We start from the raw sequence: 25,545 nt of genomic DNA on the forward strand, positions 1-25,545 counted from the left end.
ACCGCTGTGCGGTCCGGGCGGCACACCGAAGGGCCGCCCACACCGGGGTGTGAACGGCCCTTCGGTCTTGGTCCGGCGGCAGAACCTAGCTGCGGACCATCTTGCGCAGCACGTACTGCATGATGCCGCCGTTGCGGTAGTAGTCCGCCTCACCGGGCGTGTCGATGCGGACGACCGCGTCGAACTCCACCTTCGCGCCGTCGGCCTTCGTGGCGGTCACGTGCACCGTCGACGGCGTGGTGCCGTTGTTCAGCTCCGTGATGCCGGTGAAGTCGAACGTCTCGGTGCCGTCGAGGCCCAGCGACGCGGCGGTCTCGCCGGCCGGGAACTGCAGCGGCAGGACGCCCATGCCGATCAGGTTCGAGCGGTGGATGCGCTCGTAGGACTCGGCGATGACGGTGCGGACGCCGAGCAGCGAGGTGCCCTTGGCCGCCCAGTCGCGCGACGAACCGGAGCCGTACTCCTTGCCCGCCAGCACGACCAGCGGGACGCCCGCCTCCGCGTAGGCCACCGACGCGTCGTAGATGGTGGTCTGCGGGGCGTCGGCCTCCAGGAAGTTGCGGGTGAAGCCGCCCTGGACGTCGTCGAGCAGGAGGTTGCGCAGACGGATGTTCGCGAACGTGCCGCGGATCATCACCTCGTGGTTGCCGCGGCGGGAGCCGTAGGAGTTGAAGTCCTTGCGCTCCACGCCGTGCTCGGTCAGGTACTTGCCCGCGGGCGAGTCGGCCTTGATCGAACCGGCGGGGGAGATGTGGTCGGTGGTGACCGAGTCGCCCAGCAGCGCGAGGACGCGGGCGCCCGCGACGTCGGTGACCGGCTTCGGCTCCATCTCCATGCCCTCGAAGTACGGGGGCTTGCGCACGTAGGTGGACTCGGCGTCCCACTCGAACGTGTTGCCGGTCGGCGTGGGCAGCGACTGCCAGCGCTCGTCACCGGAGAACACGTTGGTGTAGCCCTTGGTGAAGCCCTCCGCGGAGATCGAGGTCGAGATGACCTCGGCGATCTCGGCCGGCGACGGCCAGATCTCCGACAGGTACACCGGCTTGCCCTCGGTGTCCGTGCCCAGCGGCTCGGTGGTGATGTCCTTGTCCATCGAACCGGCCAGCGCGTACGCCACGACCAGCGGCGGCGACGCGAGGTAGTTCATCTTGATGTCCGGGTTGATCCGGCCCTCGAAGTTGCGGTTGCCCGAGAGCACCGAGACGACCGCGAGGTCGCCCTCCTGCACACCCGCCGAGATCTCGTCCTGCAGCGGGCCCGAGTTGCCGATGCAGGTGGTGCAGCCGTAGCCGACCAGGTGGAAGCCGAGCTTCTCCAGGTACGGCATGAGGCCGGCGCGCTCGTAGTAGTCCATGACGACCTTCGAGCCCGGCGCCAGGGTCGTCTTGACCCACGGCTTGCGCTCGAGGCCGCGCTCGACGGCCTTCTTCGCGAGCAGGGCCGCGCCGAGCATCACGGACGGGTTCGAGGTGTTGGTGCACGACGTGATCGCGGCGATCGCGACGGCGCCGTGGTCCAGCTCGAACTCGTTGCCGTCGAGGGAGACCTTGACCGGGTTCGACACCCGGCCGGTGGCGCCCTCCGCGGCGGTGTGGACCACCTTCGGCGTGCCGGAGCCGTTCTCGCCCTCGTGGACGGCGATCGGGTCGCTGGCCGGGAACGTGTCGTCGACGGCCTCGTCCACGCCGGACAGCTCCTGGCCGTCGGTGTGCGCGACGTAGGCGCCCAGTGCCTGGCGGAACGCCTCCTTGGCGGAGGTCAGCTCGATGCGGTCCTGCGGGCGCTTCGGGCCGGCGATGGACGGGACGACCGTCGCCAGGTCGAGCTCCAGCGTCTCGGAGAACACCGGCTCGCGGGACGGGTCGTGCCAGAGGCCCTGCTCCTTGGCGTAGGCCTCGACGAGCGCGATCTGCTCCTCGGACCGGCCGGTCAGGCGCAGGTAGTCGATGGTCTCGCCGTCGATCGGGAAGATGCCGACCGTGGAGCCGAACTCCGGCGACATGTTGCCGATGGTGGCGCGGTTCGCGAGCGGCACCGCGCCGACGCCCTCGCCGTAGAACTCGACGAACTTGCCGACGACGCCCTGCTTGCGCAGCATCTCGGTGATCGTGAGCACGAGGTCGGTGGCGGTGGCGCCGGGGGGCAGCTCACCGGAGAGCTTGAAGCCCACGACCCGCGGGATCAGCATGGAGACCGGCTGGCCGAGCATCGCGGCCTCGGCCTCGATGCCGCCGACGCCCCAGCCCAGCACGCCGATGCCGTTGACCATCGTGGTGTGCGAGTCGGTGCCGACCAGCGTGTCCGGGTACGCCTGGCCGCCCCGGACCATGACGACGCGAGCGAGGTGCTCGATGTTGACCTGGTGGACGATGCCGGTGCCGGGCGGGACGACCTTGAACTCGTCGAACGCGGTCTGGCCCCAGCGCAGGAACTGGTAGCGCTCGCGGTTGCGCTCGTACTCCAGGTCGACGTTCAGCTCGAACGCGTCCGGGCGGCCGAAGATGTCGGCGATGACCGAGTGGTCGATCACGAGCTCGGCGGGCGCGAGCGGGTTCACCTTCTCGGCGTCGCCGCCGAGTTGGGTGACGGCCTCGCGCATGGTGGCGAGGTCGACGACGCAGGGGACGCCGGTGAAGTCCTGCATCACGACGCGCGCGGGCGTGAACTGGATCTCGGTGTCGGGCTCCGCGGTGGGGTCCCAGTTGGCGAGAGCGCGCACGTGGTCGGCGGTGATGTTCGCGCCGTCCTCGGTCCGCAGCAGGTTCTCCAGCAGGATCTTCAGGCTGAACGGCAGACGCTCCGCGCCCTCCACGGCGCTCAGCCGGAACACCTCGTACGAGGCGTCGCCGACGTTGAGCGTGCCGCGGGCGCCGAAGCTGTCCAGGCTGTTGGTCACGTGCAACTCCATCTGGTGACAGCGCGGTGGTCAGTTCGGGTACGGGGAGAGTCTTCCTCAACCGGTCGACCACTGCCCCTCGACCCCAAACAGTACGCTTGTCCTGTAAGCCGCTTCAACCCAGGTTGTCCTAACTCACCCGCGCGGCGCGGAGGGCGACGCCGCCGTGCCGGCTGTGGCTATCTTGGCGTGGTGCTCCTCGATCAGGTTTCCCAGCGGTACGGGCGCGGGCCCTGGGTGCTGCGCGACCTCACGCTGGAGGTGTCCGAGCTGGTGGTGCTGACCGGCGCGAACGGCACCGGCAAGTCCACCCTGCTCAAGATCGCGGCGGGGGTGCTGCGGCCGACGTCGGGACGGGTCGTGCGGCCCGCGTCGGTCGGGTACGTGCCGGAGCGGTTCCCGTCCGACGTCCGGATGTCCGCCTCGTCCTACCTCGCGCACATGGGACGGGTCCGGCGTTCCGCGGCCAACGACGTGCTGGAGCGGCTGGGGTTCGTCGGCTCGCTGACCGCGCCGATGTCCGCGCTGTCGAAGGGCAACGCGCAGAAGGTGGCGCTCGCGCAGGCGTTCCTCGCCTCCGACGTGCTGGTGCTCGACGAGCCGTGGAGCGGCCTGGACCCGGCGGCGTCGGCGGAGCTGGTGGAGTTGCTGCGGGGGCGGACGGCGCTGGTGTCCGACCACGAGGGGCACCTCGCGGACGCGACGCGGGTGGACCTCGCGGGCGGCCACGTGACGATCGAGCTGAGCCGGGTCGTGGGGCTCGACGCGCTGGAGGCGCTGGAGGGCGTGCGGTCGGTGTTGTCGCGCGGGACGTCTGCGCGGGTGGTCGTGGCACCGGACCGCAGCGACTCGGTGCTGGCGGAGGCGCTGCGGCTCGGGTGCTCGGTGCGGAGCGTGCGATGACCTCGCTGGTGCGGTACCTCGCGGCGGACGTGCTGCGGGGACAGCGGTTCCTGGCCCCGGTGCTGGTGTTCCTCGGCGTCATGGGGATGCTGTTCTCCTCGGACGCCGGGCAGCCGCTGGAGGCGTACTCGGGGTCGTCGGCGTTGCTGTACCCCGTCTGCGCGTGGATGGCGGTCGTCGTGGCTACGTCGGAGGACGTGGTGCGGCGCGAGATCACCGTGGTGTCGGCCGGCGGCTGGTCGCGGGTGCTCGGCGCGGTCGCGGTGGTGGCCGTGCTGTTCGCGGTGGCGATGGCGGTGCTGGCGGCGGTGTGGCCGGTGGTCACGAACCCGCACCCGTACACGGTCGGCGAGTTCCTGGTGGGGCTCGGCGCGCACACGGCGGTCGCGTTGCTCGGCGTCGGCGTGGGCCTGATGTTCGCGCGGCCGGTGTTCGACGCGATCGGGCGGACGGTGCTCGCGGTGTTCACCGTGGTCGTCCTGACCTACCCGCTGGGCCGCGGCACGCCGCTCGGCTGGGTGCTCGACGCGCTGGGGCACAACCAGGTGTCGCTGTCGGTGCTGTGGGCGGGAGCGGTCGGCGCGGTGCTGGTGGCGGGCGCGGTCGCGCTGGGAGTGCGGCGGGCGTGACGCGCGTCGACGTGCTGGGACCGCTCGTCGTCCGCGGCGACGGGCCGGTGGAGGTGCGCGGCAAGCGGTTGCGGTGGCTGCTGATCCGGCTCGCGATGCAGCCGGGCCGGGTGGTCACCGCCGAGCAGCTGATCGCGGACCTGTGGCCGGACGAGCCACCGGCCGACGGCGCCGCCGCGTTGCAGTCGCTGGTGTCCCGGCTGCGGCGGGCGGTCGGCGCGTCCGTGATCTCCTCGCACGCGGGCGGCTACCGGCTTGAAGCGGACACCGACGTCGAGGAGTTCCTCCGCACGCGCGACGCGGCGCTGTGGCGCGGTGCCCCGTTCGAGGACGCGCCGTTCGCGGTCGACGAGGCGGTGCGGCTCGCGTTGCTGCGCGACGACCTGACCGGGCTGGAGGCGCTGGCGGCGGCTCACCCGCTGCGCGAGGACGTGCAGGCGCGGCTGATGCTGGCCCTGCACGCCGCGGGCCGGCGCTCGGACGCGCTGGCCGTGCACGAACGGGTCCGCGCCGCACTGGCGGAGGAGCTGGGCGTGGACCCCGGCGAAGCGCTGGCGGCGGCCCACCTCGCGGTGCTGCGGGACCGCGGCGTGCGCGGCAACCTGCCGGCACCGGTGGGGTCGTTCGTGGGCCGGGGCGAGGACCTGGACGCGCTCGGCGGGCTGCTGGCGGCGAACCGGCTGGTGACGCTGACCGGGTTCGGCGGGGTCGGCAAGACGCGGCTGGCCCTGGCACACGCTTCGTCCTGCGCCTCGGCGTGGTTCGTGGAGCTGGACTCGGCGGCCGACCCGCTGGCCGCACTCGACGCGGCGCTGGGCCCGAACCCGCTGGCGATGCCCGTGTTCGACCGGCTGGGCACGTCGCTGGTGGTGCTGGACAACTGCGAGCACGTGGTGGACGCGGCGGCTTCGCTGTGCGCGCGGCTGCTGGCGGAGGCACCGGGGGTGCGGGTGCTGGCGACGTCGCGGGAACCGCTGGGCATCCCCGGCGAGGTCGTGCACCCGGTGGCACCGCTGGACCTCGACCACTCCGTGCGGCTGTTCTCGGCACGGGTCGGAGCGGCGCTGGACCAGGCCGTGGTGCGGCGTGTGTGCGTTGCGCTGGAAGGAATCCCGCTGGCGCTGGAACTGGCGGCGGCACGGGCGCGGTCGCTGTCGGCCCGGCAGCTGGAGGCACGCGTCGGGAGCCGGCTGCGGCTGCTGGACCGCGGGACGCGGACCGGTCCGGTGCGGCACCGGACGCTGCGGGCGGTCGTCGACTGGAGCTGGGAGCTGCTGGACCCGGACGAGCGGGAGCTGCTGGCGCGGGTCGCGGTGTTCGTGGGCGGGGCGACGGCCGCGGCGGTGCACGAGGTCTGCTCGGCGGAAGGCGACCTCTGGGCGACCGAGGACCTGCTGTCCGCCCTCGTCGAGAAGTCGCTGGTCGTCCGCTCCGGCGAGCGCTACCGGCTGCTGGAGACCGTCCGCGAGTACGCGCTGGAGCAGGGCCTGGCCGATCAGGCCGCCCACGCGCGCCACTACGTCGAGCTGGCCGAGCGCACCGAGCCGCTGTTCCGCGGCCCGCGCCAGCTGGAGGCACTGGAGGTGTTCGACGCCGAACGGGCCAACCTCGACGCGGCACTGGCGTGGGCGGTCGGGCACGACCAGGGGCTGGCGCGGCGGATGGTGGCCGCCCGCACCTGGCACTGGCTGGTGATGACCAAGCGGTTCGAGGAGATCCGGCGGTGGGCGCCGCTGGTGCCCGGCGACCCGCTGTCGGAGGTGCTCGCGGCACTGGGCACGCCGGAGGCGGCGCTCGCGGCCGAGCGGTTGTGGCAGCAGGACGTGCCGACGGCGTTGTGCGCGTTGATGCTCACCAGCGGACAGGTGTGGGGGCAGGCGGAGCTGGGCGGGCGGATGTCGGCGCTCGCGGACCGGCTGGAGCGGTCCGGTGACGAGTGGATGCGGGCGTTCTCCGCGCTCGTCCGCGGTGTGGTGGCCGGGGAGTTCAGCGAGGGTGCGGCGCCGGAGGCGGAGCGGGCCTACCGGGAGGCGTTGCGGCTGTTCCGCGCCGTGGGGGACCGGTGGGCGGTCGTGTTCGGGTTGTCGTGCCTGGTCATGGTGCTGATCAACCGCGGTGCGCACGCCGAGGGGTTCCGGGCGGTGTCGGAGGCGCGGCGGGTGGCGGCCGAGCTGGGGGACCCGGAGAGCGTGCTGGTGCCGATGTCGGTGCTGGTGCAGACGGCGCGGCTGAAGGTGCGGATCGGTGACCTGGCCGGTGCGCGGGAGGACCTCGCGCAGGTGCACCCGGTGCACGACCTCGACCGGGGACGGGTCGCGCAGGCGCACGGCGAGGTGGCGTTCTTCGGCGGCGACTTCGAGGAGGCGGTGCGGCTCTACCGGAGGGCGCTGGCCGTCACCGGCGACGCGCACGCGGTCCAGTTCCGCGCCACCGTCCACGCCGGGCTCGGGCTGGCGCTCACCCGCCTCGGTCACCTGGACCAGGCGGGTGAGCACTACGCGAGGGCGCTCGACACGGTCAGCGGCAGCGCGGACGGTCCCGCGCGGGCCAGCGTGCTGGAGACGTACGCGGGCTGGCTGCTGGCCCAGGGCGACGCCCGTTCCGCGGCGGACGCCCTGACCGAGGCCGAACGGCTACGCGGCGGCCCGAGCAGCGACCCGGCGGTGGTGCAGCTGCGTGACCGGGTGCGCGCCGAAGTACGCGTCGACCGCTGACCGCCCGACCGCGGCGACGTACCCGTCCGGGCGCACCAGCACCGGGCCGCCGGGGAAGTCCAGCGTCACGAAGTCGGGGCCGCGCAGCAGGTCGAAGATCCGGCCCTGGTCGGTCATCCCGTCGGGCATCCGGTCACCGGCCTGCAGTCCCTCGCCGTCGGTCGTGCGGTACGACAGCGACAGCTGCAGCGTCTCGTCGTCGCGGCGCTCGAACGGGTTGCCCGACGTCATGATCCTGGTCGTCATGCCGAGCAGCCACTCCGCGACCGGCTTGCGCTCGGACTCGTAGGTGTCGAGCAACGTCTCCATCCCGAGCTTCCAGCCCAGGTTGTAGGCGTCCTGGATGCCGGTGTTCATGCCCTGCGCACCGGCGGGGGAGTGCACGTGCGCCGCGTCGCCCGCGAGGAACACCCGGCCGACGCGGAACCGGTCGACCATGCGGATGTTGGTGCGGTACAACGACATCCACGTCGCCTCGTGCAGCACCACGTCGTCCAGGCCGGTGCGCTCGCGGACGATCTGCCGGTACAGCTCCAGCGACGGCTCGCCGTCACCGGTGGCCTGGAACTGGAAGAGGTCGGTGTCGGGCAACGGGCACAGCGCGAGCCACCTGTCCGCGCGCCCGCCCCAGCTGTGCCAGTGGTCGCGGTCCAGGCCGGAGAGCCGGACGTCGCCCACCAGCATCCGCTGGTCCTCGTGCGTCTCGCCGACGAACGACACGCCGAGTTGCTTGCGCACGAACGACTTCCCGCCGTCGCACCCGACGAGGTACCTGGCCCGCACGGTCTCCGACCCGACGACCGCGGTGACACCGGAGTCGTCCTGGGTGAACGACGTCAGCGCCGTGCCGTACTCGACCGGCTGGGGAAGGGCTTCGCGCAGCGCCTGCTCGACCCGGAACTGGGCGATGAGCATGGTGCGCGCGTACGGGCGTTCGGCCGTCGGGTGGCGGCCCTCGTGGACGTCCCACTCGCGCAGCACCTCGCGGCCGTTGTAGGCGCGCATGGTCATGTGCAGCCGACCGGCGGCGAGGATCGGCTCGATGACGCCCAGGTCGTGGAAGACCTCCATCGACCGCGGCTGCAGGCCCTTGCCGCGGGAGCCCGCGAACGGTGCGGGGGAGGCGTCGACGATGCGGAACCCGACGCCGCGGCGGGCGAGGTCGAGTGCCAGGGTGAGGCCGGTCGGGCCGGCGCCGATGATCAGAACCTGAGTGTCCATGGCGACCACACTCGGCCCGTGAACTGCCACGGCCCTGTCACGTCGCTGTTGCGCGTGACAGGGCCGTGGCGGACCAGCGGGGACCTACTTCTTCATGAGCGCGATCAGCGCGTCGACGTCCTTGGGCTCGAAGCCGCGGAACAGCGTCAGCAGCACCTCGTAGTACGAGCGGACCGGGCTGACGTACCACTTGCCGTCGACCTCGGTGGACACCACGCCGACACCGGTCTTCATGACCGACGTGGCGACGCGCCCGATGACCTCGACCGCCTCGGCCGGGATCTTGCTCTTGCCGCCGCCCTGCTGCTCCAGCAGCTCCGTGACCTGGTCGGCGCACAGCTTCTGCTCACCCTGCTTGGGCACGTCGACCGAGTAGCAGTCGCCCTCGCGCGTGATGGTGAGCGTCTCGCCCTCCGCCGTCACCGACAGCTTCTTGACGGTGACCTGCTTGCCGCCGGCCACGTCCTTCACGTCGGTCTCCAGCGCGTTCAGCTTGGCGCCGGTCTTGTCCACGCTGCCGATCTGGTCCAGCAGCACCGGGCCGAGGTCGTGCAGCACACCGGCCTCGTCCGGCGGCAGCGTGGCGATGACCTTCTCCATGTCGCCGTCCAGCGCCGCGGTGACCAGCTGCTTCGCCGCGTCCTCCGGCGAGCCCGCGCCCTGCGCCGCGATGCCCTTGGCCGGCCACTGGAGCTTCTCCTCCTCCAGGACCGCGTTGGCGATCGTGTAGAAGGCGCTCGGGTACCACTTGTCATCGACCTTGATCGACGCGATGCCGATCGGCTTGCCGCGCTTCTTGACCTCGGCCGAGATGTCGTAGGTCTTGGTCTCCGACTTGGTCATGCTGACCTTGTCGCCGATGGCGTCCATCAGCTTGTCGGTCAGCGGGACCTTGGAGATGTCCGAGGTGATGGTGATCTTGCCCTCGGTCAGTTTGTTGATCGTGAGGTGGTCGTTGACCTTCTCGGCCGCCGCCTCGTCGAACTTGATGTTCTCGCTCTTGAACTCGACGCCCGACATCTTGTTCGGGTCCGCGTCGGGCTTGAGGATCTCGAGACGCTTCATCTCCTTCGTCATCGAGTCCAGGTAGTCCTTCGACAGTGCGGCCTCCGCGGGTGCGAGCGAGGCCATGATGCCGACGACGTCACCGCTGCCGAGCTGCTCGACGAGGTTCTTCGCCGCGACCTCCGGCGTGTCCTTGCCGGCGTTCGCCGCGGGGTTCGACTTCTGCAGTGCGAAGAACGTGACGCCACCGCCGACGAGCAGCAGCACCGCGACCACGGCCGTGATCACCAGGCCGGTGCGCTTCTTCTTCGGCGGCTCGCCACCCATCGGCGCGTAGCCGTAGGGCTGCTGGTCGAAGCCCTGCTGGGGAAAACCCTGCTGGGGAAAGCCCTGCTGCGGGAAGTTCTGCTGCTGCGGGTAGCCCTGCTGCGGGAACCCCTGCGGCCCGGTCTGCGGAAAACCGCCCTGCTGCGGCTGCTGTTGCGGGTAGCCCTGCGGGCCGGTCTGCGGATGACCACCCTGCTGGTGCTGCTGCCCGTACGGATCGTTCTGCGGCTGCCACTGTCCGCCGCTACCCGGGTAGCTCACGGTTCCCTCCTGAGGTCATCACTGCGCTGCGCCTGGTCGAGGTGAGCACCGTGATCGCCCCCACGATCGTCAGCACAGCACCGGCAAGGGTGACGACGGGTCCGGTCGTGCTGATGCCGACCAATGCGCCCTTGCTGTCCCCTTGGACCGTGGCAACCAGGGCCACGGTTCCCCCGATCGTGCCAAAGAGGAGCGCCGCGCATGCGGCGATTCGACGAAATCGGACCACGTGCAGGGCGATCGCCAGTACGGCCAGCGGGGTCAGCCCGACCCACACCCCCGTCACGACGCCGCCCGCCACCCCGTCCAACCCGGCGAGATCACGGAGCGAGAGCACCTGGTAACTGTCCCTCGTGGTCGATCCCGACTTGAGCCAGGGCAAGAACGTTCCGGTGATCTGAGTGACCAAGCCCACTGCCGCGATCGCGGCTCCCACAGCGCTGCGCACGGGACTAGTGTGACCCGATGGCCTCCGACGCGTGCAGTGCGGCACGGGCGCTGGTCGCGTCCGCCCACCGGATCACGGTGCTGACCGGTGCCGGGGTCTCCACGGACTCGGGCATCCCCGACTTCCGCGATCCCGGCGGGGTGTGGGCGCGCGACGCGGACGCCGGTCGGGGCGCCACCCTCTCCTCCTACCTCGCCGACGCCGAGGTGCGCAGGCGGACGTGGCGCTCGCGGCTCGACCATCCCGTGTGGACGGCCACACCGAACGCCGCGCACCGCGCGCTGGTCGAACTGGAACGGTCCGGCCGGTTGCGCACCGTGGTCACGCAGAACGTCGACGGCCTGCACCAGAAAGCCGGCTCCGACCCGCACCGGGTGCTGGAGCTGCACGGCACGCTGCACGCCACGGTGTGCCTCGACTGCGGCGCCACCGGCCCGATGCGCGACGCGTTGAAGCGCGTCGCCGACGGCGAGGCCGAACCGGCGTGCGTGCGCTGCGGCGGAGTCCTCAAGTCCGCCACCGTCTCGTTCGGGCAGGAGCTCGACGGCGAGGTGCTGCGCAGGGCCCGGCTCGCCGCACTGGACTGCGACCTGCTGCTGGTGGCCGGCACCTCCCTGTCCGTGCAGCCCGCCGCGGGACTGGTGGCGCTCGCGGCGAAGGCCGGGGCGCGGGTCGTCATCTGCAACGACGAACCGACTCCGTACGACTCCCTCGCCGCCGTCGTCGTGCGCGAACCGGTCGGCGAGGTGCTGCCCGACCTCAGCTCCGTTCCTCCATCCGGGGGAGGCCGGTTCTCGTCCTGGGGAGATCCGAGCACCTGGTCGTAGGGTCGGGACCATGCGCGTACCGCTGATCACGACGGACTTCCTGGACCGGGCGTCGTTCGCGTTCGGGGCCACGACGGCGACCGTCGACGAGCCGGACCAGCCGGCCGGACCGGTCGAGACGACGACGTACGCCCGGATGGCGGCCCGTGTGCGCGCGTGGCAGGCGGGGCTCGACGAGCTGGGCGTCGGCGAGGGCGAACGCGTCGCCGTCGTCAGCCACAACTCGGCGCGGCTGCTGGAGCTGCTGCACGCGGTGCCCGGCAGCGGCCGCATCTGCGTGCCGGTCAACTTCCGCCTGCACCCCGACGAGGTCAGGTACATCGTCGAGCACAGCGGCGCGTCGGCGTTGTTCGTCGACCCCGAGCTGGAGCTGGACGACGTGGTCGCGCGGCACCGGTTCACGCTCGGCGAGGAGTCGGAGTCGCTGCTGCGGTTCGATGTGGAGCCACGGCCGTGGAGCGCGCCCTCGGAGGACGCGACCGCCACGATCAACTACACCTCCGGCACGACCGCGCGGCCCAAGGGCGTGCAGCTGACCCATCGCAACATCTGGCTGAACGCCGTCACGTTCGCCATGCACACCCGTGCGTGGGAAGGCGACGTGTACATGCACGTGCTGCCGATGTTCCACTGCAACGGCTGGGGCATGCCGTTCGGGCTGGCCGGCCTGGGCGTGCCGCAGGTCGTGCTGCGCAAGGTCGACGGCGCGGAGATCCTGCGCCGGGTCCGCGACCACGGCGTCACGCTGATGTGCGGCGCACCGGCCGTGTGGAACGCCGTGCTGGACGCCGCGGCGTCGTGGGACGGCGAGATCCCCGGCCGTGACCGCGTGCGGATCGTCTGCGCGGGCGCACCGCCGCCGTCGCGCACGATCCAGCGGGTGACCGAGGAGCTCGGCTGGGAGTTCCTGCAGATCTACGGCCTGACCGAGACGGCGCCGCTGCTCACGTTCAACCGCGCCCAGCCGGGTCCGGAGGGCGAGGAGAAGGCGAAGAAGCAGTCACGGGCGGGTGCGCCCGCGCTGGGCGCGCGGCTGCGGATCTCCGGCACCGGCGAGGTGCTCGCACGGTCCAATGTGGTCATGGAGGGCTACTGGGAGAACCCGGACGCGACCGCCGCGGCGATCGAGGACGGCTGGTTCCACACCGGTGACGGCGGCCACTTCGACGACGAGGGCCACCTGACGATCTCCGACCGCAAGAAGGACGTGATCATCACCGGCGGCGAGAACGTGTCGTCGATCGAGGTCGAGGACTGCCTGTTCTCCCACCCGGCCGTCGCCGAGGTCGCCGTGATCGGCGTGCCCGACGAGAGGTGGGGTGAAACGATCAAGGCGCTCGTCGTGCGGTCCGCGGAGGTCACCGAGGCCGAGCTGATCCGGCACTGCAAGGAGCGCCTGGCCGGCTACAAGGCCCCCACCTCGGTCGAGTTCCGCGACTCGATCCCGCGCACGGCCACCGGCAAGATCCAGAAGTTCAAGCTCCGCGAACCGTACTGGACCGGGCGCGCCCGCGGCGTGAACTGACGACACGCCGACAAACCGATCGTCCCCATTGGACCGCTTGCGTGGTCAACTGTGACACGAGTGGCTGACGGTGCATCGGTTCCAGATGCGCCACCCGGGACTGATTGGTCTAATTCGGTCGGAGGTGATGTCCGGATGCTGACGCGACTTTCCGCCGCCGCGGTGCTGATGACGGCCGTCCTCACGGGGACGGCCGCCGCTGTTCCCCCGCCTCCGCCGAACCCGAGCGACGCGGAGATCTCGGCCTCGCGTGCACAGGCGGATGCGAAGGCGGCACGGGTCGGCGAGCTGACCGGCCGCCTGACCCAGGCGGAAGCCCGCCTGCAGGAGCTGCTCGACCAGGTCTCCTACAAGCGCGAGCTCGCCAACAAGGCCCGCGTCGACCTGGAGACCGCCGTCTCCGAGGCCGAGGCCGCCCGCCGCGAGGCCACCTCCGCCCGCACCCAGGCCGACGCCGCCTCCCGCGCCGTCGAGGACTCGCGCCGCGCCCTCGACGAGTTCGTCGCCGCCTCGTACGCGCAGCGCAGCACGGTCGGCTCGATCTCCGCGTACTTCGGCGCCAAGTCCCCCGAGGACCTCCTCGCCCGTGCGCAGATGCTCGAAGCGGTCTCCTCGTCCTCCCTGAACGCCCTCGACCAGGTCATGCGCGACCAGGGCACCGCGGCGAACCTCGACTCCGCCGCCCGCGCAGCCCTGCGCAAGGCCGAGGAGAAGCAGGCAGCCGCCGACGAGGCCAAGCGCGTGGCCGAGGCCGCCCAGCAGGAAGCCGTGGCCGCGCACGAGGCCCAGGCCACCGCGACCACCGAGCTGCAGTCCGACAAGGACGCCGTCGAACGCGAGCTGCTCGCCGCCCGCGGCGAGGTCACCGGCCTCGAAGCCCAGCGCCGCCAGTACGACCAGTGGATCGACGCCAAGCACCGCGAGGAGGAGGAGAACGCCCGCCGCGCCGCAGCCGCTGCCGCCGCGGCCGTTGCTGCTCCGGCCCCTGCCGCCGCACCACGTCCTGCTGCCGTTGCCGCACCCTCGGTCTCACGCGTGCAAACCGTCATCAACCGCGCATTGGCCCAACGCGGCGTCATCTACGCGTGGGGCGGCGGCAACCACTACGGCCCCACCTACGGCGTCCGTGACGGCGGCGTGGCCGACTCCTTCGGCGACTACCGCAAGATCGGCTTCGACTGCTCCGGCCTGATGATGTACGCCTTCGCCGGCGCGGGCGTGTACCTGCCGCACTACAGCGGTTACCAGTACAACTCCGGCCGCAAGGTGCCGCTGTCGCAGATGGCTCCTGGCGACATGATCTTCTGGGGACCCGGCGGCGGCACGCACGTGGCGTTGTACCTCGGCGGCGGGATGATGGTGGAGGCGCCGCACTCCGGTGCGGTGGTGCGGATCTCGCCGGTGCGGTACGGCGGGATCATGCCGTACGTGACCCGGCTGCTCTGATCTTCGCCGGCTTCTCGGTGAGGGCGGTGCGGGGCTAGGTTGTCGTCGTGAAGATCGTGGTGTTCGGCGGTTCCGGGATGGTGGGGCAGGGAGCGCTGCGGGAGTGCCTCCTCGACCCCGAGGTGCGTGAGGTCGTCACGGTCGGGCGCTCGCCGTTGGACGTGGCGTCACCGAAGCTGCGGCACGTCGTGCGCGCGGACTTCGCCGACCTCACGCCGATCGCCGGCGAACTGGCCGACGCCGACGCGTGCTTCTACTGCGTGGGTGTGACGTCGGCCGGGTTGAGCGAAGCGGAGTACACGCCCGTGACGCACGACTACGCGCTTGAGGCGGCCCGTGTTGTTGGTGGCACGTATGTGTACGTGTCGGGTGAAGGCGCGGACGCCGGCAGCAAGACGATGTGGGCACGGGTGAAGGGTCGGACCGAGAACGAGCTGCTGGCGCTGGACCGGCCGGTGTTCGTGGTGCGGCCGGGGTTCATCCAGCCGCGCCACGGGATCACCTCGCGCACGCGCATCTACCGGTACGTCTACTCGTGGTCCTCGTGGTTGTTCCCGGTGCTGGCCAGGGTCGCGCCGAAGCACGTGACGTCGACCGAGCAGCTGGGGCGCGCGCTGGTGGCGCTCGCGAAGGGCGCACGACCGGCCACGCGGGTGCTGCGCAGCGACGAGATCAACCGGCTCGCGGCATGACCCTCGACGAGTACGTCCGGGACTTCCGTGCGGGCGGGTACGAGGTCACGCACGTGGTCGAGTCGGTGTGCGGCGCGTGCGGCGGCCGGGCGTTCGGCGTGCAGCTGACCGAGGAGTGCGCGGTGCGGCGGACGTGCCTGGGCTGCGGCACGGCGGCGTTCCTGGCCGACTCGGCGGAGTACTGGGAGGACGACGAGGCGCAGGAGTGCGCGTGTCCGTGCGGTGGCGAGGAGTTCGCCGTCGTGCTCGGGGCGGCGTGCCGGGCGGACGGTGAGGTGCGGTGGGTGAGCGTCGGGCTGCGGTGCCTCGCGTGCGGCCAGTGCGGCGTGTACGAGGACTGGAAGATCGACTACAGCCCGAGCTCCCACCTGCTCACGCCGACGTGAACGCGTCCTCGGTCGTCACCGTGCCCGCTGTGCGGCCCGGCGCGGTGTGGTTGGCCCAGTAGAGGTTCGTGTGCGCGATGACCAGGTCCGGTGTGGGCGCGCCCCACTCGGACAGGTCCTCGGTGGTGTGGGCGTCGCTCACGAGGGTGGCGTCGTAGCCGCGGACCAGGGCGCCGTGCAGGGTGGAGCGGATGCACTCGTCGGTCTGCGCGCCGGACACGAACACGTGGCCGATCCCCTTGGCCGCCAACACCTCTTCGAGGTCGGTCGCCTCGAACGAGTCGGCGTAGGCCTTGTGCACCACCGGTTCGCCGTCGGCGACCTCCAGCTCGGCGACGAACCGCCAGCCGTCGGAGCCCTTCGGCATGTGCTCGGGGTTGCTGTGCTGCACCCAGACCACGTCGACGCCGGCCGCGCGGGCCTTGGCCACGAGGGTGGCCACGTTGCCCACCACCGTGTCGCGGTCGTGGGCGTGGTTCACGACGCCGTTCTGCACGTCGATCACGAGCAACGCGGTGTTGGGGCGGTTCGCGAGAGTGGTCACGGCGGCAGACTATGCCCAGGTGAGGCGGGGTTGTCGACCCTCGGCGGGGCGCACGCGTGCGGCTCAGCGCGAACGCAGGCGGCGCAACATCCGGGCGTCCTCGAAGCCGACCGAACGCGCGGCGACCTCCACGGTGGCGCCCTTGCCGATGAGGTGTTCGGCGCGTTCGACGCGCAACGCCTGTTGATACTTCAACGGGGTCATGCCGGTCGCGCGGCCGAACAGGCGCGTGACCGTCCGTTCGCTGCATCCGGCCAGCAATGCCAGTTCTGCCAACGAAAGGCGATCGGCGAGACGCGTCTCGATGACGTCCTGGATGCGGTGCACGGTCTCGTTGACGTGGGATCGGTACCGCAGCAGCACGCTCGCCTGGTGGTCGTCGCCGTTCCTGCGCGCGTAAACCACCATCGTGCGTGCGACGGCGGCGGCCACGGAAGGACCGTTGCGCACGGCGACAAGGTGCAGCGCGAGGTCGATGCCGCTCGCGATGCCGGCCGACGTCACGACCCGACTGTCCTCCACGTACAGAACGTCGCGCACGACCCGTGCGGCGGGGTAGCGGCGTTCGAGCTCGTCCTGCAGTTCGTGGTGGGTGGTGCAACGACGGCCGTCGAGCAGTCCGGCACGGCCGAGCGCATCGGCTCCGGCACACACACTCGCCACCATGCCGCCGCTGTCGTGGTGCGCGCGCACCCACGCCAGAGCGCGCGCACTCAACGCTCCGGTGCCCACCAACGTCGACGACCGCCATCCCGGCACGACCAGGAGGTCGTCCGCCCCCAGCGGGGGCAGCTCGGTCGACGCCCCCAGCGGCACGCCCTGATGACTCGGCACCGACACCGAGTCGCCGACGTACGACAGTGCGTAGCCGGCACCGAAGTCGGCCGCGCTGGAGAACACCTGCGCCGGCCCCGCGAGGTCGAGCAGGTGCACTCCCGGTACGAGCAGGAAGACGACTCTGGTCACGATCCGGTCAGCGTAGCGACGTCCGAGATCCGCGCGAACCGGCCCGCCAGGACGTACTCGGTGCGCTCGATGACCTCCTGCACGCCGAGCACCGCCCCGGTGCGCCAGTGCGGCAACGGCATGGTCGCGGTCGCGTCCGTCACGAACGTCATGTCGAACCCGAGGTCCGAGCCGACCCGCGTGGTCGTCTCGCAGCACTGCTCGGTGCGGATGCCGCTGACCAGCAGCTCCCGCACACCCCGCGCGGTCAGCGTCTGCTGCAGGTTGGTCGTGGTGAACGCGTTGTGCGAGGTCTTGGTCAGCAGCGGCTCGTCGTCGAGCGGTGTCAGCCCGTCCATCAGCCGCACGTGCCCGAGCGCCGGGTCGAACACGTCACCGCTGCCCGGTTCGGAGTGCAGCACCCACACCACCAGGTCGCCGGAGTCGCGGGCGAGGTCGACCAGCCGGTTCACCTGGCCCACGACGCCGGGGTTGGACACCTCGGCCCAGCTGGGACGCCGGCGGAACGACTCCTGGACGTCGATGACGATCAATGCGCGCTTCATGCCACCAGCCTCGTCGGACCGCCACGGCCGAACCAGGCACGACCCGGCCGCACTGCGGACCGATCCGGTCACCACGCAGCCCCCGTGCAGATGCCTTGGTCAGCAGGGGGTCAGAGTCGGCGGCGGCCGGCGAACCCGAGGTCGGCGCGGTGGTACCAGTCGAGCGTCCGGTCGCCCTCCAGCCAGCACAGCAGCACCGGCACGCCGTCGAGCTGCGAGGGGAAGTCGACCAGCAGCGGCGCGAAGCCCTTCAGTTCGGCGCCGGTCTGCTGCACGGACTCCATCAGCTCGTCGAGCCGGGCCTGCGCCGCCTTGAACTCCGGCAGACCGCCCAGGGACGTGGTGCCGGACGCGAGCTCGGCCGCGTCGGCGCGCAGCCGGACGATCTCGTCGAGCACCGGCAGCAGGCGGGTGAGCTCGGCACGGGCCTCGTCGAGCGTGAACAGTTCCACGGGTGCCAAGGCTGGCACAGTGGCGGGGGTGACGTGGCGACCGGGTGACCTCATCGTGAACCGGATCGGCCTCGGCGCGAGCCGTTCGCGACACCGCGGCCGCTGTGCGGCAAAACCTGAATGAGCGTATGGCGTACGCATCTGTTTGACTAGGGGCATGAAGAGGGGGCGGAAGCCGACCATCGACGCCGCCGACATCACGCGAGCCGCCATCGCGATCGCGGACGCCGAGGGGCTGGCCGCCGTGTCCATGGCGCGGGTCGCGCAGGAGATGGGCAACGCGACGATGGCGCTCTACCGCCACGTGAAGAGCAAGGACGAGCTGCTCGCGCTGATGTGGGACGCGGCGATGGAGGACCCGCCGCCGCTGCCCGACGGCGAGTGGCGCGACAGGCTCGGGGTCTGGGCACGGGCGCTGCTCCGGGCGATCCGCAGGCGCCCGTGGTTCCTGCGGATTCCGATCAGCGGCCCGCCGGTCGGCCCGGGGAACCTCGCCTGGCTCGACAGCGCGCTCACCGCCCTCGGGGGCACGCCGCTGGAGCCGGGGGAGAAGGTCGGCGTCGTGATGGGCCTGTCGACGTTCGTGCAGGGCGAGGCGCGGCTGACCACCACCCCGTCCCAGGGCTTCCAGAGCAACCCCGACCAGTACGGGCAGGCGCTGCGCGCGGTGGTCGACCCGCGCACCATGCCCGCGCTCACCGAGGTCATCGAGGCCGGCGCGTTCGACGTGGCCCACGGCGACGACATCGGGGCCGACTTCGACTTCGGCCTGCGGTTGTTCCTGGACGGCGTCGCCGCGCACATCGCGAGGCGCGCGTGACGTACGCGGCGATCGTCCTCACCGGCGGCACGGGCGAACGGCTCGGCGGCGTCGACAAGGCCGCGCTGTCCTACCGGGACGCCACACTGCTCGACCACGTGCTGTCCGTTGTGGACGACGCGACGCGGGTCGTCGTTGTGGGGCCGGAGAAAGACCGGCCCGGCGTCGTCTGGGCCCGGGAGGACCCACCCGGCGGAGGGCCGCTGGCCGGGCTCGCCGCCGGTCTCGCGCACGTGACCGAGGAGTGGGTCGCCGTGCTCGCCGTCGACCAGCCCGGCCTCACCGCCGGCACGATCGCCAGGCTGCGCGCGGCGGGCGGCAACGCCGTGCTCGCCGACGACCGCGTGCAGTGGCTGATCGGCTTCTGGAACGCCGCCGAGCTGCGCGAAGTCCTGCCGGAGGACCCGCGCGACCAGCCGTTGCGCCGGACGTTGCGCAAGCTCGCGCCGGTGGAAGTGTCCGCTTTGCCCGGTGAGGCGCGTGACGTCGACACACCCGATGACCTGGACACCCTTCACACCCAATGAACAGCCCGTGAGCGAGACTGCTCACGATCGGAAAACCCTGTTCCACATGGAGGCCCGCACCGTGACCGAGCCCGCCGCCGAGGCAACGCCGAACGCACCGGCGCCCGTCACCCCGGCTCGTGACGCCCAGCTGCTCGAACGCACCGTGTTCGAGGTGAAGCGGGTCATCGTCGGCCAGGACCGGCTCGTCGAGCGGATGCTCGTGGGTCTGCTGGCCAAGGGCCACCTGCTGCTCGAAGGTGTGCCGGGTGTCGCGAAGACGCTCGCCGTCGAGACGTTCGCGCGCGTGGTCGGCGGCTCGTTCAGCCGCGTGCAGTTCACGCCCGACCTGGTGCCCGCCGACATCCTCGGCACCCGCATCTACCGCCAGTCCAGCGAGGCGTTCGACGTCGAGCTCGGCCCCGTGGTCGCCAACTTCGTGCTGGCCGACGAGATCAACCGCGCGCCGGCCAAGGTCCAGTCGGCGATGCTGGAGGTCATGGCCGAGCGGCACGTGTCCATCGGCGGCAAGACCTTCCCGATGCCGAACCCGTTCCTGGTGCTGGCGACGCAGAACCCGATCGAGAACGAGGGCGTGTACCCGCTGCCGGAGGCGCAGCGCGACCGGTTCCTGTTCAAGATCCAGGTCGAGTACCCCACGGCCGAGGAAGAGCGCGAGATCGTCTACCGCATGGGTGTCGAGGCGCCCACGCCGAACCAGGTCCTCTCGCCGGAGGAGCTGGTGCGCCTGCAGGGCGTGGCGTCGCGCGTCTTCGTCCACCACGCACTGGTCGACTACGTGGTGCGCCTGGTGATCGCGACCCGCGCACCGGCCGAGCACGGCCTGACCGACGTCGCGGGCTGGGTCGCCTACGGTGCCTCGCCGCGTGCGTCACTGGGCATCATCGCCGCCGCCCGCGGTCTCGCGCTCGTGCGCGGCCGTGACTACGTGCTGCCGCAGGACGTCGTGGACGTCGTGCCGGACGTGCTGCGCCACCGCCTCGTGCTGTCCTACGACGCGCTGGCCGACGGCGTGCCGATCGACCACATCATCACCCGCGTGCTGCAGATCGTGCCGCTGCCGCAGGTGTCCGCGCGCCCGCAGCAGCCGGTTCCGGCTGGTAGGCCGTGAGCAAGGACAAGGCCACCGCCGAGCGCCCCTCGTGGGCGCCCCCGGTCCTGCACGGCGGCCGCATGGAGGCCGCGCTGCGCATGCTGGAGCTCGACGTGCGGCGCCGCCTGGACGGCCTGCTGCAGGGCAACCACCTCGGTCTCGTGCCGGGACCGGGCACCGAGCCGGGCGAGGCGCGGACCTACCAGCCCGGTGACGACGTGCGCCGGATGGACTGGGCGGTCACCGCCCGCACCACCGTGCCGCACATCCGCGAGACGGTCGCCGACCGCGAGCTGGAGACGTGGGTGGCGGTCGACCTGTCGCCGTCGCTCGACTTCGGCACCGCGGCCTGCGAGAAGCGCGACCTGGCGATTGCCGCGACCGCCGCCGTGGCGCACCTGACCCGCGGTGGTGGCAACCGGATCGGTGCCGCGATCTCGACGGGTGCGGAGAACGTGCGCATCCCGGCGCGCGGTGGCCTGGCGCACGCCCGCGGCATGATCCGCAAGATCGCCGAGACGCCGCGCGCGAGCGAGGGCACCCGCGGCGACCTGGCGGCGTTGCTGGAGCAGCTGCGCCGCCCGCCGCGCCGGCGCGGGCTGATCGTGGTGATCTCCGACTTCCTCGGCGGCATGGAGTGGCAACGGCCGCTGCGCGCGCTGTCGGCACGGCACGAGCTGGTGGCCATCGAGGTCGTCGACCCGCGCGACGTCGACCTGCCCGAGGTCGGCACCGTCGTGCTGTCCGACCCGGAGACCGGCCGGCAGCGCGAGGTGACCGCGTCGGCGTTGCTGCGCAAGGAGTTCAACGCCGCGGCCGCCGAGCACCGGGCCGAGGTCGCCGCCGGGCTGCGCCGCGCGGGCGCCGGGCACCTGGTGCTGCGGACCGACTCCGACTGGATCGCGGACACGGTCCGCTTCGTGGTGGCGCGCAAGCGCCGTTGGTCTGGGGGTGTCGCATGAGCTTTTCGAACTTCGTCGCCCCGTGGTGGTTCCTGCTGCTCGTCGCCGTCGGTGTGCTCGCGGCCGGGTACGTGCTCGCCCAGCGCATGCGCCGCAAGCGCGTGCTGCGGTTCACGAACCTGGAGCTGCTGGAGAAGGTCGCGCCCAAGCGGGAACGCTGGTCGCGGCACGTCCCGGCGGCGTTCCTGCTCGCGGCGCTCGCGCTGCTGACCGTCGCGCTGGCCGGGCCGACGTCGGAGCAGCGGGTCCCGCGCAACCGGGCGACCGTGATGCTCGTGGTCGACGTGTCGCTGTCGATGAAGGCCACCGACGTGAAGCCGTCCCGGCTGGAGGCCGCGCAGGTGGCCGCCAAGTCGTTCGCCGAAGGCCTCACGCCGGGCATCAACCTGGGCCTGATCTCGTTCGCGGGCTCGGCGACGGTGCTGGTCGCGCCCACCACCGACCGCGCGGCGGTGTCGCAGTCGATCGACGGGCTCAAGCTCGCCCAGTCGACCGCGACCGGTGACGCGCTGGTCGCCGCGATGGCGTCCATCGACTCGTTCGGCAAGGTCGTCGGAGGCGCCGAGGGGCCCCCTCCGGCCCGCATCGTGCTGATGACGGACGGCAAGGAGACGGTCGGCACCCGCAAGGCGTTCGACGCGGCGGATGACGCGAAGAAGGCCGGTATCCCGATCTCCACGATCTCGTTCGGCACCGAGGACGGCGTGGTCGACATCGAGGGCCGCCAGCAGGCCGTGCCGGTCGACGACGACTCGATGAAGGAGATCGCGAAGATCTCCGGCGGCGAGTTCTTCAAGGCCGCCTCCGCCGAGGAGCTGCGCCGGGTGTACGACACGCTCGGCGAGCAGATCGGCTACGAGAAGAAGCAGGCGGACGCGTCCAAGCCGTGGCTGGTGCTCGGCACGCTGACGGCGATGGTCGCGGCCGCCGCGGCGTTGCTGCTGGGCCAGAGACTGCCCTAGCCCCGGCCGTAGACCAGCTCCACCACACCGTTCCCGAAGGCCCTGGTGCTCTTGAGCGCCAGGGTCTTCGGCCGTGTGAAGAACGGCGTGCCCGCGCCGAGCGCGACCGGGTTGACGTACAGGCGGACCTCGTCGACCAGGTCGTGCTCGAAGAACGTCCCCACGAGCTGCGCGCCGCCCACCATGCTGTCCCCGGGCAGCGCCCTGATCTCGTCCGGGTCGACCTCCCGCCGCACCACGGTGTTCCACGCGGTGGTGTCGAGCGTCCGCGAGTACACGATCTTGGGCATCTCCCGCCAGATCCGGCCGAACTCGTGCATCGACGGCGGCCACTCGGGGTGCTCGCCGGTGTGCGGCCACGCCGCGAGCATCGTCTCGTGGTTGCGGCGGCCGTCGATGAACCGGCTCATCCGCGCCAGCTCGGTGTTGAAGTGCCCGTGCAGCTCCTCGTCGACCCGGTGCCAGCTGATGTCGTGGCCGGGTCCCTCCATGAAGCCGTCCAGCGAGACCGACGCCATCGTGATGATCATCCGTGAATCCTCCGGTACTCCGCAGCGGCACCGGCGTGCAGCGGCACCGTGCCCGTGTCGATGAGACTGCGCACGTCGAGGTACTGGGTGCCGAGCGCCTGCTGCGGCACCAGCCGCGCCGCGTTCGCGACCAGCAGCCGCACCACCGCCCCCGCGAGGTCGGCGCCGAGGTCGGGCCGGCACACCAGCAGGTTCGGCGTGCCGATCGTCGGGATGTCGACGGGGGAGTCGTAGACGCCGGTGCGCACGTCCACGCGTTCGTAGACCTTGCCGTGGTTCTGCCGCAGCCGGGGCAGGAACCCGTCGAGCGGCAGCAGCCTGATCCCCTCCGCACGGTCGAGCTCCGGGGTCGGCACGCCGCCCGACCACAGCAGCGCCGCGATCTCGCCCGCCTTCAGCGCGTCCACGGCGTTGCGCAGCGGGTAGTGCTCCTCCCGCACGCCCAGCGCGAGCCGTTCGCCCTGCAGCGCCGCGCCGGACCCGGCGGCGCCCAGCGACACGGGCCGGCCGGCGAGGTCGGCCGCGCTGCGGTACGGCGAGTCGGCGAGCACGACGAGCTGGAGGTAGTTCTCGTAGACGCGGCCCACCGCGACCAGGCCGGGCTCCAGGTGGGCGCTGTCGCTCAGGGTCAGCGCGAGGTCGGCGGTGCCCTCGCGCAGGTGCCGCAGGTTGTCGGCGCTGCCGCCGGTCTCGATCGGCGTGATCGTCAGCGAGCCGGTGGCGAGGCGGGACAGCAGGGCGGCGAAGTCGTTGTAGAACCCGCCGGGCTCGCCGCCCGCGACGCGGATGGTGCCGCTGGGTTCGCTCGTCCCGCACGCGGTGAGGGCCAGCGCGCCCAGCAGGAGGGTCCGGCGCTTCACAGCAGCGGCTCCTTCGGCAGCTCCACGGTCGCGACCAGGCCACCGTCGGTGTGCAGCCGCAGCTCCCCGCCGTGGGCGGTCACGATGCGCTCGGCGATGGCCAGGCCGAGGCCGGTGCCGCGCTGCGGGCCGCCACCACGCCAGAACCGCTCGGTCGCGTGCTCGATGTCCTCCTCGGACAGACCGGGACCGTTGTCGCGCACGGTGAGAGTCGCGCGGTCGCACACCACGGCCACCTCGGTGCCGCCGTACCTGATGGCGTTGTCCAGCAGCACGTCCAGCACCTGCGCCAGGTCCGAGACGGCACACCGCACCAGGCCCGGCGCGCGGTCGTCCACGGTGATCGTCACGCCCGCCGCCCCGGCCGCCGCCCGCCACGCGTCGACCCGGTCGTGCGCCACGGCTCGCAGGTCGGCCAGCTCGGGCTCGACCCCGCCCGCCGCCCGTTCGGTGGCGGTGCTCTCGGCCGACGCGAGCGCGAGCAGGCCGTCCAGCAACGACTCCAGCCGCTCGACCTCGGTGAGCAGGGAACCGTTGTCCGGCAGCATGTCCACCCGCAGCCGCAGCGCCGCCATCGGGTTGCGCAGCTGGTGCGAGGCGTCCGCGATGAGCCGGCGCTGCTGGTCGGCGGCCTCGGCCACCGCGTCGGACATCCGGTTGAACGACTCCGACAACGCCCGCAGCTCGGCCGGGCCCGCGGTGTCGGCGACGTGCGCGCGCCGCTGCCCCTCCGCGACCGCCCGCACACCCCGGTCGAGCTCCTTCAACGGCCGCAGCAGCCACCGCGCCACGACCAGCGCCAGCAACACGCACGCGCAGGCCGCCAGCAACGCCCCCGCGAGCACCAGCGCCCACCGCTGCGCGACATCCGCCGCTGCCACCCTGGTGGACGCGCGCACCACCACCGCGCCCGCCACCTTCGTGCCGGTGCCGACCGGTCGCGCGAACAGCACGTCACCGCCGTTCCAGGGCAGCACCGTCCGCACCGGCGCGGCCGGCTGGTTGCGCAGCGCGGCGTCGATCTGGCTGGACACGTCGGCCACCGCCATGCCGGACTCGACGAGCGGCCGCCCGGCGGCGTCGACGACCACGACCTCCTCGCCGTAGACCTCGGTGTAGCGCAACGCCTCCGCGACCACCAGGTCGTTCGGCAGGGTCGCGAACCGGTCCAGGTCGGCGGTCCGGCCGATCACGAACCGCTGGGTGCGCTCGCTGGCCGTGCTCATCAGCAGCGGCACGGCGAACGCGGTCACCGCCGACAGCGAGAACAGCAGCAGCACCACCAGCAGCCGTTGCCGCATCTACTCACCGAGCCGGTAGCCGAAACCGCGGATGGTGTGCAGCAGCCCCGGCCGGTCGAGCTTGGCGCGCAGCTGCGTGAGGTGCACGTCCAGCGTCCGCGACACCGCCACGAACGCGTTGCCCCACACCTCGTCCATCAGCTGCTGGCGGCTCACCGCCGTGCCCGGCCGCCGCGCGAGCACCGCCAGCACGTCGAACTCCTTGGTGGTCAACGAGATCTCCCGCCCGCCGACCACGACCTGGCGGCTCTGCAGGTCGATCTCCACATCGGACACCCGCACCAGGTCGCCCTGCTCCTGCGACCGCGCCGCACTGCGCCGCGCCACCGCGTCGATGCGGGCCAGCAGCTCGGCCAGCCGCACCGGCTTGACCAGGTAGTCGTCCGCGCCCAGCCGCAACCCGCGCACCACGGTCCGCTCGTCCCCGCGCGCGGTCAGCACCAGCACCGGCACCGGGTCGATCCTGCGGAGCTTGCGCAGCACCTCCAGGCCGTCCTGGTCGGGCAGGCCGAGGTCGAGCAGCACCACGTCCGCGTCGCGGTGCGCGATCAGCGCGTCGGACCCCCTGCGCACGCGGGCAGGCCGGTGGCCGTTCGCCCGCAGTGCCTCCACCAGGGCGTCGGCGACACCGTCGTCGTCCTCGACCAACAGCACCCGCATGGGAGCAGTATCGCCCGGGATGGCCGTTTCGCGGGCATGTCGA

General features: G+C 71.9%; 25 protein-coding genes. 13 read left to right on the plus strand and 12 right to left on the minus strand.

The window, feature by feature from the left end; genetic code table 11:
• Positions 1-85: 85 nt before the first annotated feature.
• Complete coding sequence (acnA, locus tag AB0A63_RS08670) at positions 86-2,896, minus strand: aconitate hydratase AcnA (RefSeq protein ID WP_360387138.1); 2,811 nt, start codon at positions 2,894-2,896, stop codon at positions 86-88.
• A gap of 192 nt (positions 2,897-3,088) precedes the next feature.
• Between acnA and AB0A63_RS08675 the strand changes: the two genes are divergently transcribed.
• Genes AB0A63_RS08675 through AB0A63_RS08685 form a run of 3 tightly spaced genes read left to right on the plus strand, consistent with a single transcriptional unit; the run spans position 3,089 to position 7,142 of the window.
• A complete protein-coding gene (locus tag AB0A63_RS08675) occupies positions 3,089-3,799 on the plus strand; it encodes an ATP-binding cassette domain-containing protein (protein ID WP_360387141.1) in 711 nt (236 codons plus the stop codon).
• Entirely contained in the window at positions 3,796-4,428 is a 633-nt protein-coding gene (locus tag AB0A63_RS08680) for a hypothetical protein (RefSeq protein WP_360387143.1), read from the plus strand. Before AB0A63_RS08675 ends, AB0A63_RS08680 begins: the two co-directional genes overlap by 4 nt.
• Complete coding sequence (locus AB0A63_RS08685; RefSeq protein ID WP_360387146.1) at positions 4,425-7,142, plus strand: BTAD domain-containing putative transcriptional regulator; 2,718 nt, start codon at positions 4,425-4,427, stop codon at positions 7,140-7,142. Before AB0A63_RS08680 ends, AB0A63_RS08685 begins: the two co-directional genes overlap by 4 nt.
• Here AB0A63_RS08685 and AB0A63_RS08690 read toward each other — a convergent pair.
• From AB0A63_RS08690 to AB0A63_RS08700, 3 genes are all read right to left on the minus strand, one after another.
• Positions 7,062-8,363: an FAD-dependent monooxygenase gene (locus AB0A63_RS08690; RefSeq protein ID WP_360387149.1), complete on the minus strand. Its 1,302-nt coding sequence runs from the start codon at positions 8,361-8,363 to the stop codon at positions 7,062-7,064. The genes AB0A63_RS08685 and AB0A63_RS08690 overlap by 81 nt on opposite strands.
• 84 nt (positions 8,364-8,447) lie before the next feature.
• Complete coding sequence (locus AB0A63_RS08695; RefSeq protein WP_360387152.1) at positions 8,448-9,956, minus strand: flagellar basal body protein FliL; 1,509 nt, start codon at positions 9,954-9,956, stop codon at positions 8,448-8,450.
• Complete coding sequence (locus tag AB0A63_RS08700; RefSeq protein WP_360387154.1) at positions 9,940-10,404, minus strand: hypothetical protein; 465 nt, start codon at positions 10,402-10,404, stop codon at positions 9,940-9,942. The genes AB0A63_RS08695 and AB0A63_RS08700 overlap by 17 nt, the downstream gene beginning before the upstream one ends.
• Before the next feature lie 17 nt (positions 10,405-10,421).
• Here AB0A63_RS08700 and AB0A63_RS08705 point away from each other — a divergent pair, with 17 nt between their 5' ends.
• The 5 genes from AB0A63_RS08705 to AB0A63_RS08725 all read left to right on the plus strand — a co-directional run bounded on the left by AB0A63_RS08705 (position 10,422) and on the right by AB0A63_RS08725 (position 15,280).
• The gene (locus AB0A63_RS08705; protein WP_360387157.1) at positions 10,422-11,231 is read left to right on the plus strand and encodes a Sir2 family NAD-dependent protein deacetylase; all 810 of its coding nucleotides are present in this window, start codon (positions 10,422-10,424) and stop codon (positions 11,229-11,231) included.
• 10 nt (positions 11,232-11,241) lie between these two features.
• Positions 11,242-12,756, plus strand: a complete 1,515-nt coding sequence (locus tag AB0A63_RS08710) for an AMP-binding protein (protein WP_360387159.1) — start codon at positions 11,242-11,244, stop codon at positions 12,754-12,756.
• 135 nt (positions 12,757-12,891) lie between these two features.
• On the plus strand, positions 12,892-14,202 hold the full coding sequence (locus AB0A63_RS08715) for an NlpC/P60 family protein (RefSeq protein ID WP_360387161.1): 1,311 nt from the start codon (positions 12,892-12,894) through the stop codon (positions 14,200-14,202).
• 47 nt (positions 14,203-14,249) lie between these two features.
• Complete coding sequence (locus AB0A63_RS08720) at positions 14,250-14,894, plus strand: epimerase (RefSeq protein ID WP_360387164.1); 645 nt, start codon at positions 14,250-14,252, stop codon at positions 14,892-14,894.
• Positions 14,891-15,280: a hypothetical protein gene (locus tag AB0A63_RS08725; protein WP_360387166.1), complete on the plus strand. Its 390-nt coding sequence runs from the start codon at positions 14,891-14,893 to the stop codon at positions 15,278-15,280. The genes AB0A63_RS08720 and AB0A63_RS08725 overlap by 4 nt, the downstream gene beginning before the upstream one ends.
• On the opposite strand, the gene AB0A63_RS08730 is transcribed toward AB0A63_RS08725, so the two are convergent.
• The 4 genes from AB0A63_RS08730 to AB0A63_RS08745 form a co-directional block, all read right to left on the minus strand.
• Entirely contained in the window at positions 15,267-15,824 is a 558-nt protein-coding gene (locus AB0A63_RS08730) for an isochorismatase family protein (protein WP_360387169.1), read from the minus strand. The genes AB0A63_RS08725 and AB0A63_RS08730 overlap by 14 nt on opposite strands.
• A 63-nt stretch (positions 15,825-15,887) precedes the next feature.
• Positions 15,888-16,790 carry a DJ-1/PfpI family protein gene (locus AB0A63_RS08735; protein ID WP_360387172.1) on the minus strand — a complete coding sequence of 301 codons (903 nt, stop codon included), beginning with the start codon at positions 16,788-16,790 and terminating at the stop codon, positions 15,888-15,890.
• Positions 16,787-17,335: an isochorismatase family protein gene (locus AB0A63_RS08740; protein ID WP_360387174.1), complete on the minus strand. Its 549-nt coding sequence runs from the start codon at positions 17,333-17,335 to the stop codon at positions 16,787-16,789. The genes AB0A63_RS08735 and AB0A63_RS08740 overlap by 4 nt, the downstream gene beginning before the upstream one ends.
• A gap of 110 nt (positions 17,336-17,445) precedes the next feature.
• Positions 17,446-17,787: a DUF2203 domain-containing protein gene (locus AB0A63_RS08745; RefSeq protein WP_360387176.1), complete on the minus strand. Its 342-nt coding sequence runs from the start codon at positions 17,785-17,787 to the stop codon at positions 17,446-17,448.
• Positions 17,788-17,944: 157 nt separating this feature from the next.
• Between AB0A63_RS08745 and AB0A63_RS08750 the strand changes: the two genes are divergently transcribed.
• The 5 genes from AB0A63_RS08750 to AB0A63_RS08770 all read left to right on the plus strand — a co-directional run bounded on the left by AB0A63_RS08750 (position 17,945) and on the right by AB0A63_RS08770 (position 22,151).
• On the plus strand, positions 17,945-18,607 hold the full coding sequence (locus AB0A63_RS08750; protein ID WP_360387179.1) for a TetR/AcrR family transcriptional regulator: 663 nt from the start codon (positions 17,945-17,947) through the stop codon (positions 18,605-18,607).
• Positions 18,604-19,134 carry a molybdenum cofactor guanylyltransferase gene (locus tag AB0A63_RS08755; protein WP_360387182.1) on the plus strand — a complete coding sequence of 177 codons (531 nt, stop codon included), beginning with the start codon at positions 18,604-18,606 and terminating at the stop codon, positions 19,132-19,134. The genes AB0A63_RS08750 and AB0A63_RS08755 overlap by 4 nt, the downstream gene beginning before the upstream one ends.
• Before the next feature lie 61 nt (positions 19,135-19,195).
• Positions 19,196-20,245 carry a MoxR family ATPase gene (locus AB0A63_RS08760; RefSeq protein ID WP_360388351.1) on the plus strand — a complete coding sequence of 350 codons (1,050 nt, stop codon included), beginning with the start codon at positions 19,196-19,198 and terminating at the stop codon, positions 20,243-20,245.
• A complete protein-coding gene (locus AB0A63_RS08765) occupies positions 20,242-21,189 on the plus strand; it encodes a DUF58 domain-containing protein (RefSeq protein ID WP_360387184.1) in 948 nt (315 codons plus the stop codon). Before AB0A63_RS08760 ends, AB0A63_RS08765 begins: the two co-directional genes overlap by 4 nt.
• Positions 21,186-22,151: a VWA domain-containing protein gene (locus tag AB0A63_RS08770; protein WP_360387186.1), complete on the plus strand. Its 966-nt coding sequence runs from the start codon at positions 21,186-21,188 to the stop codon at positions 22,149-22,151. The genes AB0A63_RS08765 and AB0A63_RS08770 overlap by 4 nt, the downstream gene beginning before the upstream one ends.
• Here the strand turns inward: AB0A63_RS08770 and AB0A63_RS08775 are convergent.
• Genes AB0A63_RS08775 through AB0A63_RS08790 form a run of 4 tightly spaced genes read right to left on the minus strand, consistent with a single transcriptional unit; the run spans position 22,148 to position 25,502 of the window.
• The gene (locus AB0A63_RS08775) at positions 22,148-22,681 is read right to left on the minus strand and encodes a dihydrofolate reductase family protein (RefSeq protein ID WP_360387189.1); all 534 of its coding nucleotides are present in this window, start codon (positions 22,679-22,681) and stop codon (positions 22,148-22,150) included. The genes AB0A63_RS08770 and AB0A63_RS08775 overlap by 4 nt on opposite strands.
• Positions 22,678-23,541 carry a TAXI family TRAP transporter solute-binding subunit gene (locus tag AB0A63_RS08780; protein ID WP_360387191.1) on the minus strand — a complete coding sequence of 288 codons (864 nt, stop codon included), beginning with the start codon at positions 23,539-23,541 and terminating at the stop codon, positions 22,678-22,680. Before AB0A63_RS08780 ends, AB0A63_RS08775 begins: the two co-directional genes overlap by 4 nt.
• A complete protein-coding gene (locus tag AB0A63_RS08785) occupies positions 23,538-24,842 on the minus strand; it encodes a HAMP domain-containing sensor histidine kinase (RefSeq protein WP_360387193.1) in 1,305 nt (434 codons plus the stop codon). The genes AB0A63_RS08780 and AB0A63_RS08785 overlap by 4 nt, the downstream gene beginning before the upstream one ends.
• Complete coding sequence (locus AB0A63_RS08790; RefSeq protein ID WP_360387195.1) at positions 24,843-25,502, minus strand: response regulator transcription factor; 660 nt, start codon at positions 25,500-25,502, stop codon at positions 24,843-24,845. It abuts the gene before it with no gap.
• Between the last annotated feature and the right edge of the window lie 43 nt (positions 25,503-25,545).

This window comes from Lentzea sp. NPDC042327, assembly GCF_040647275.1.
Classification (GTDB): Bacteria; Actinomycetota; Actinomycetes; order Mycobacteriales; family Pseudonocardiaceae; genus Lentzea.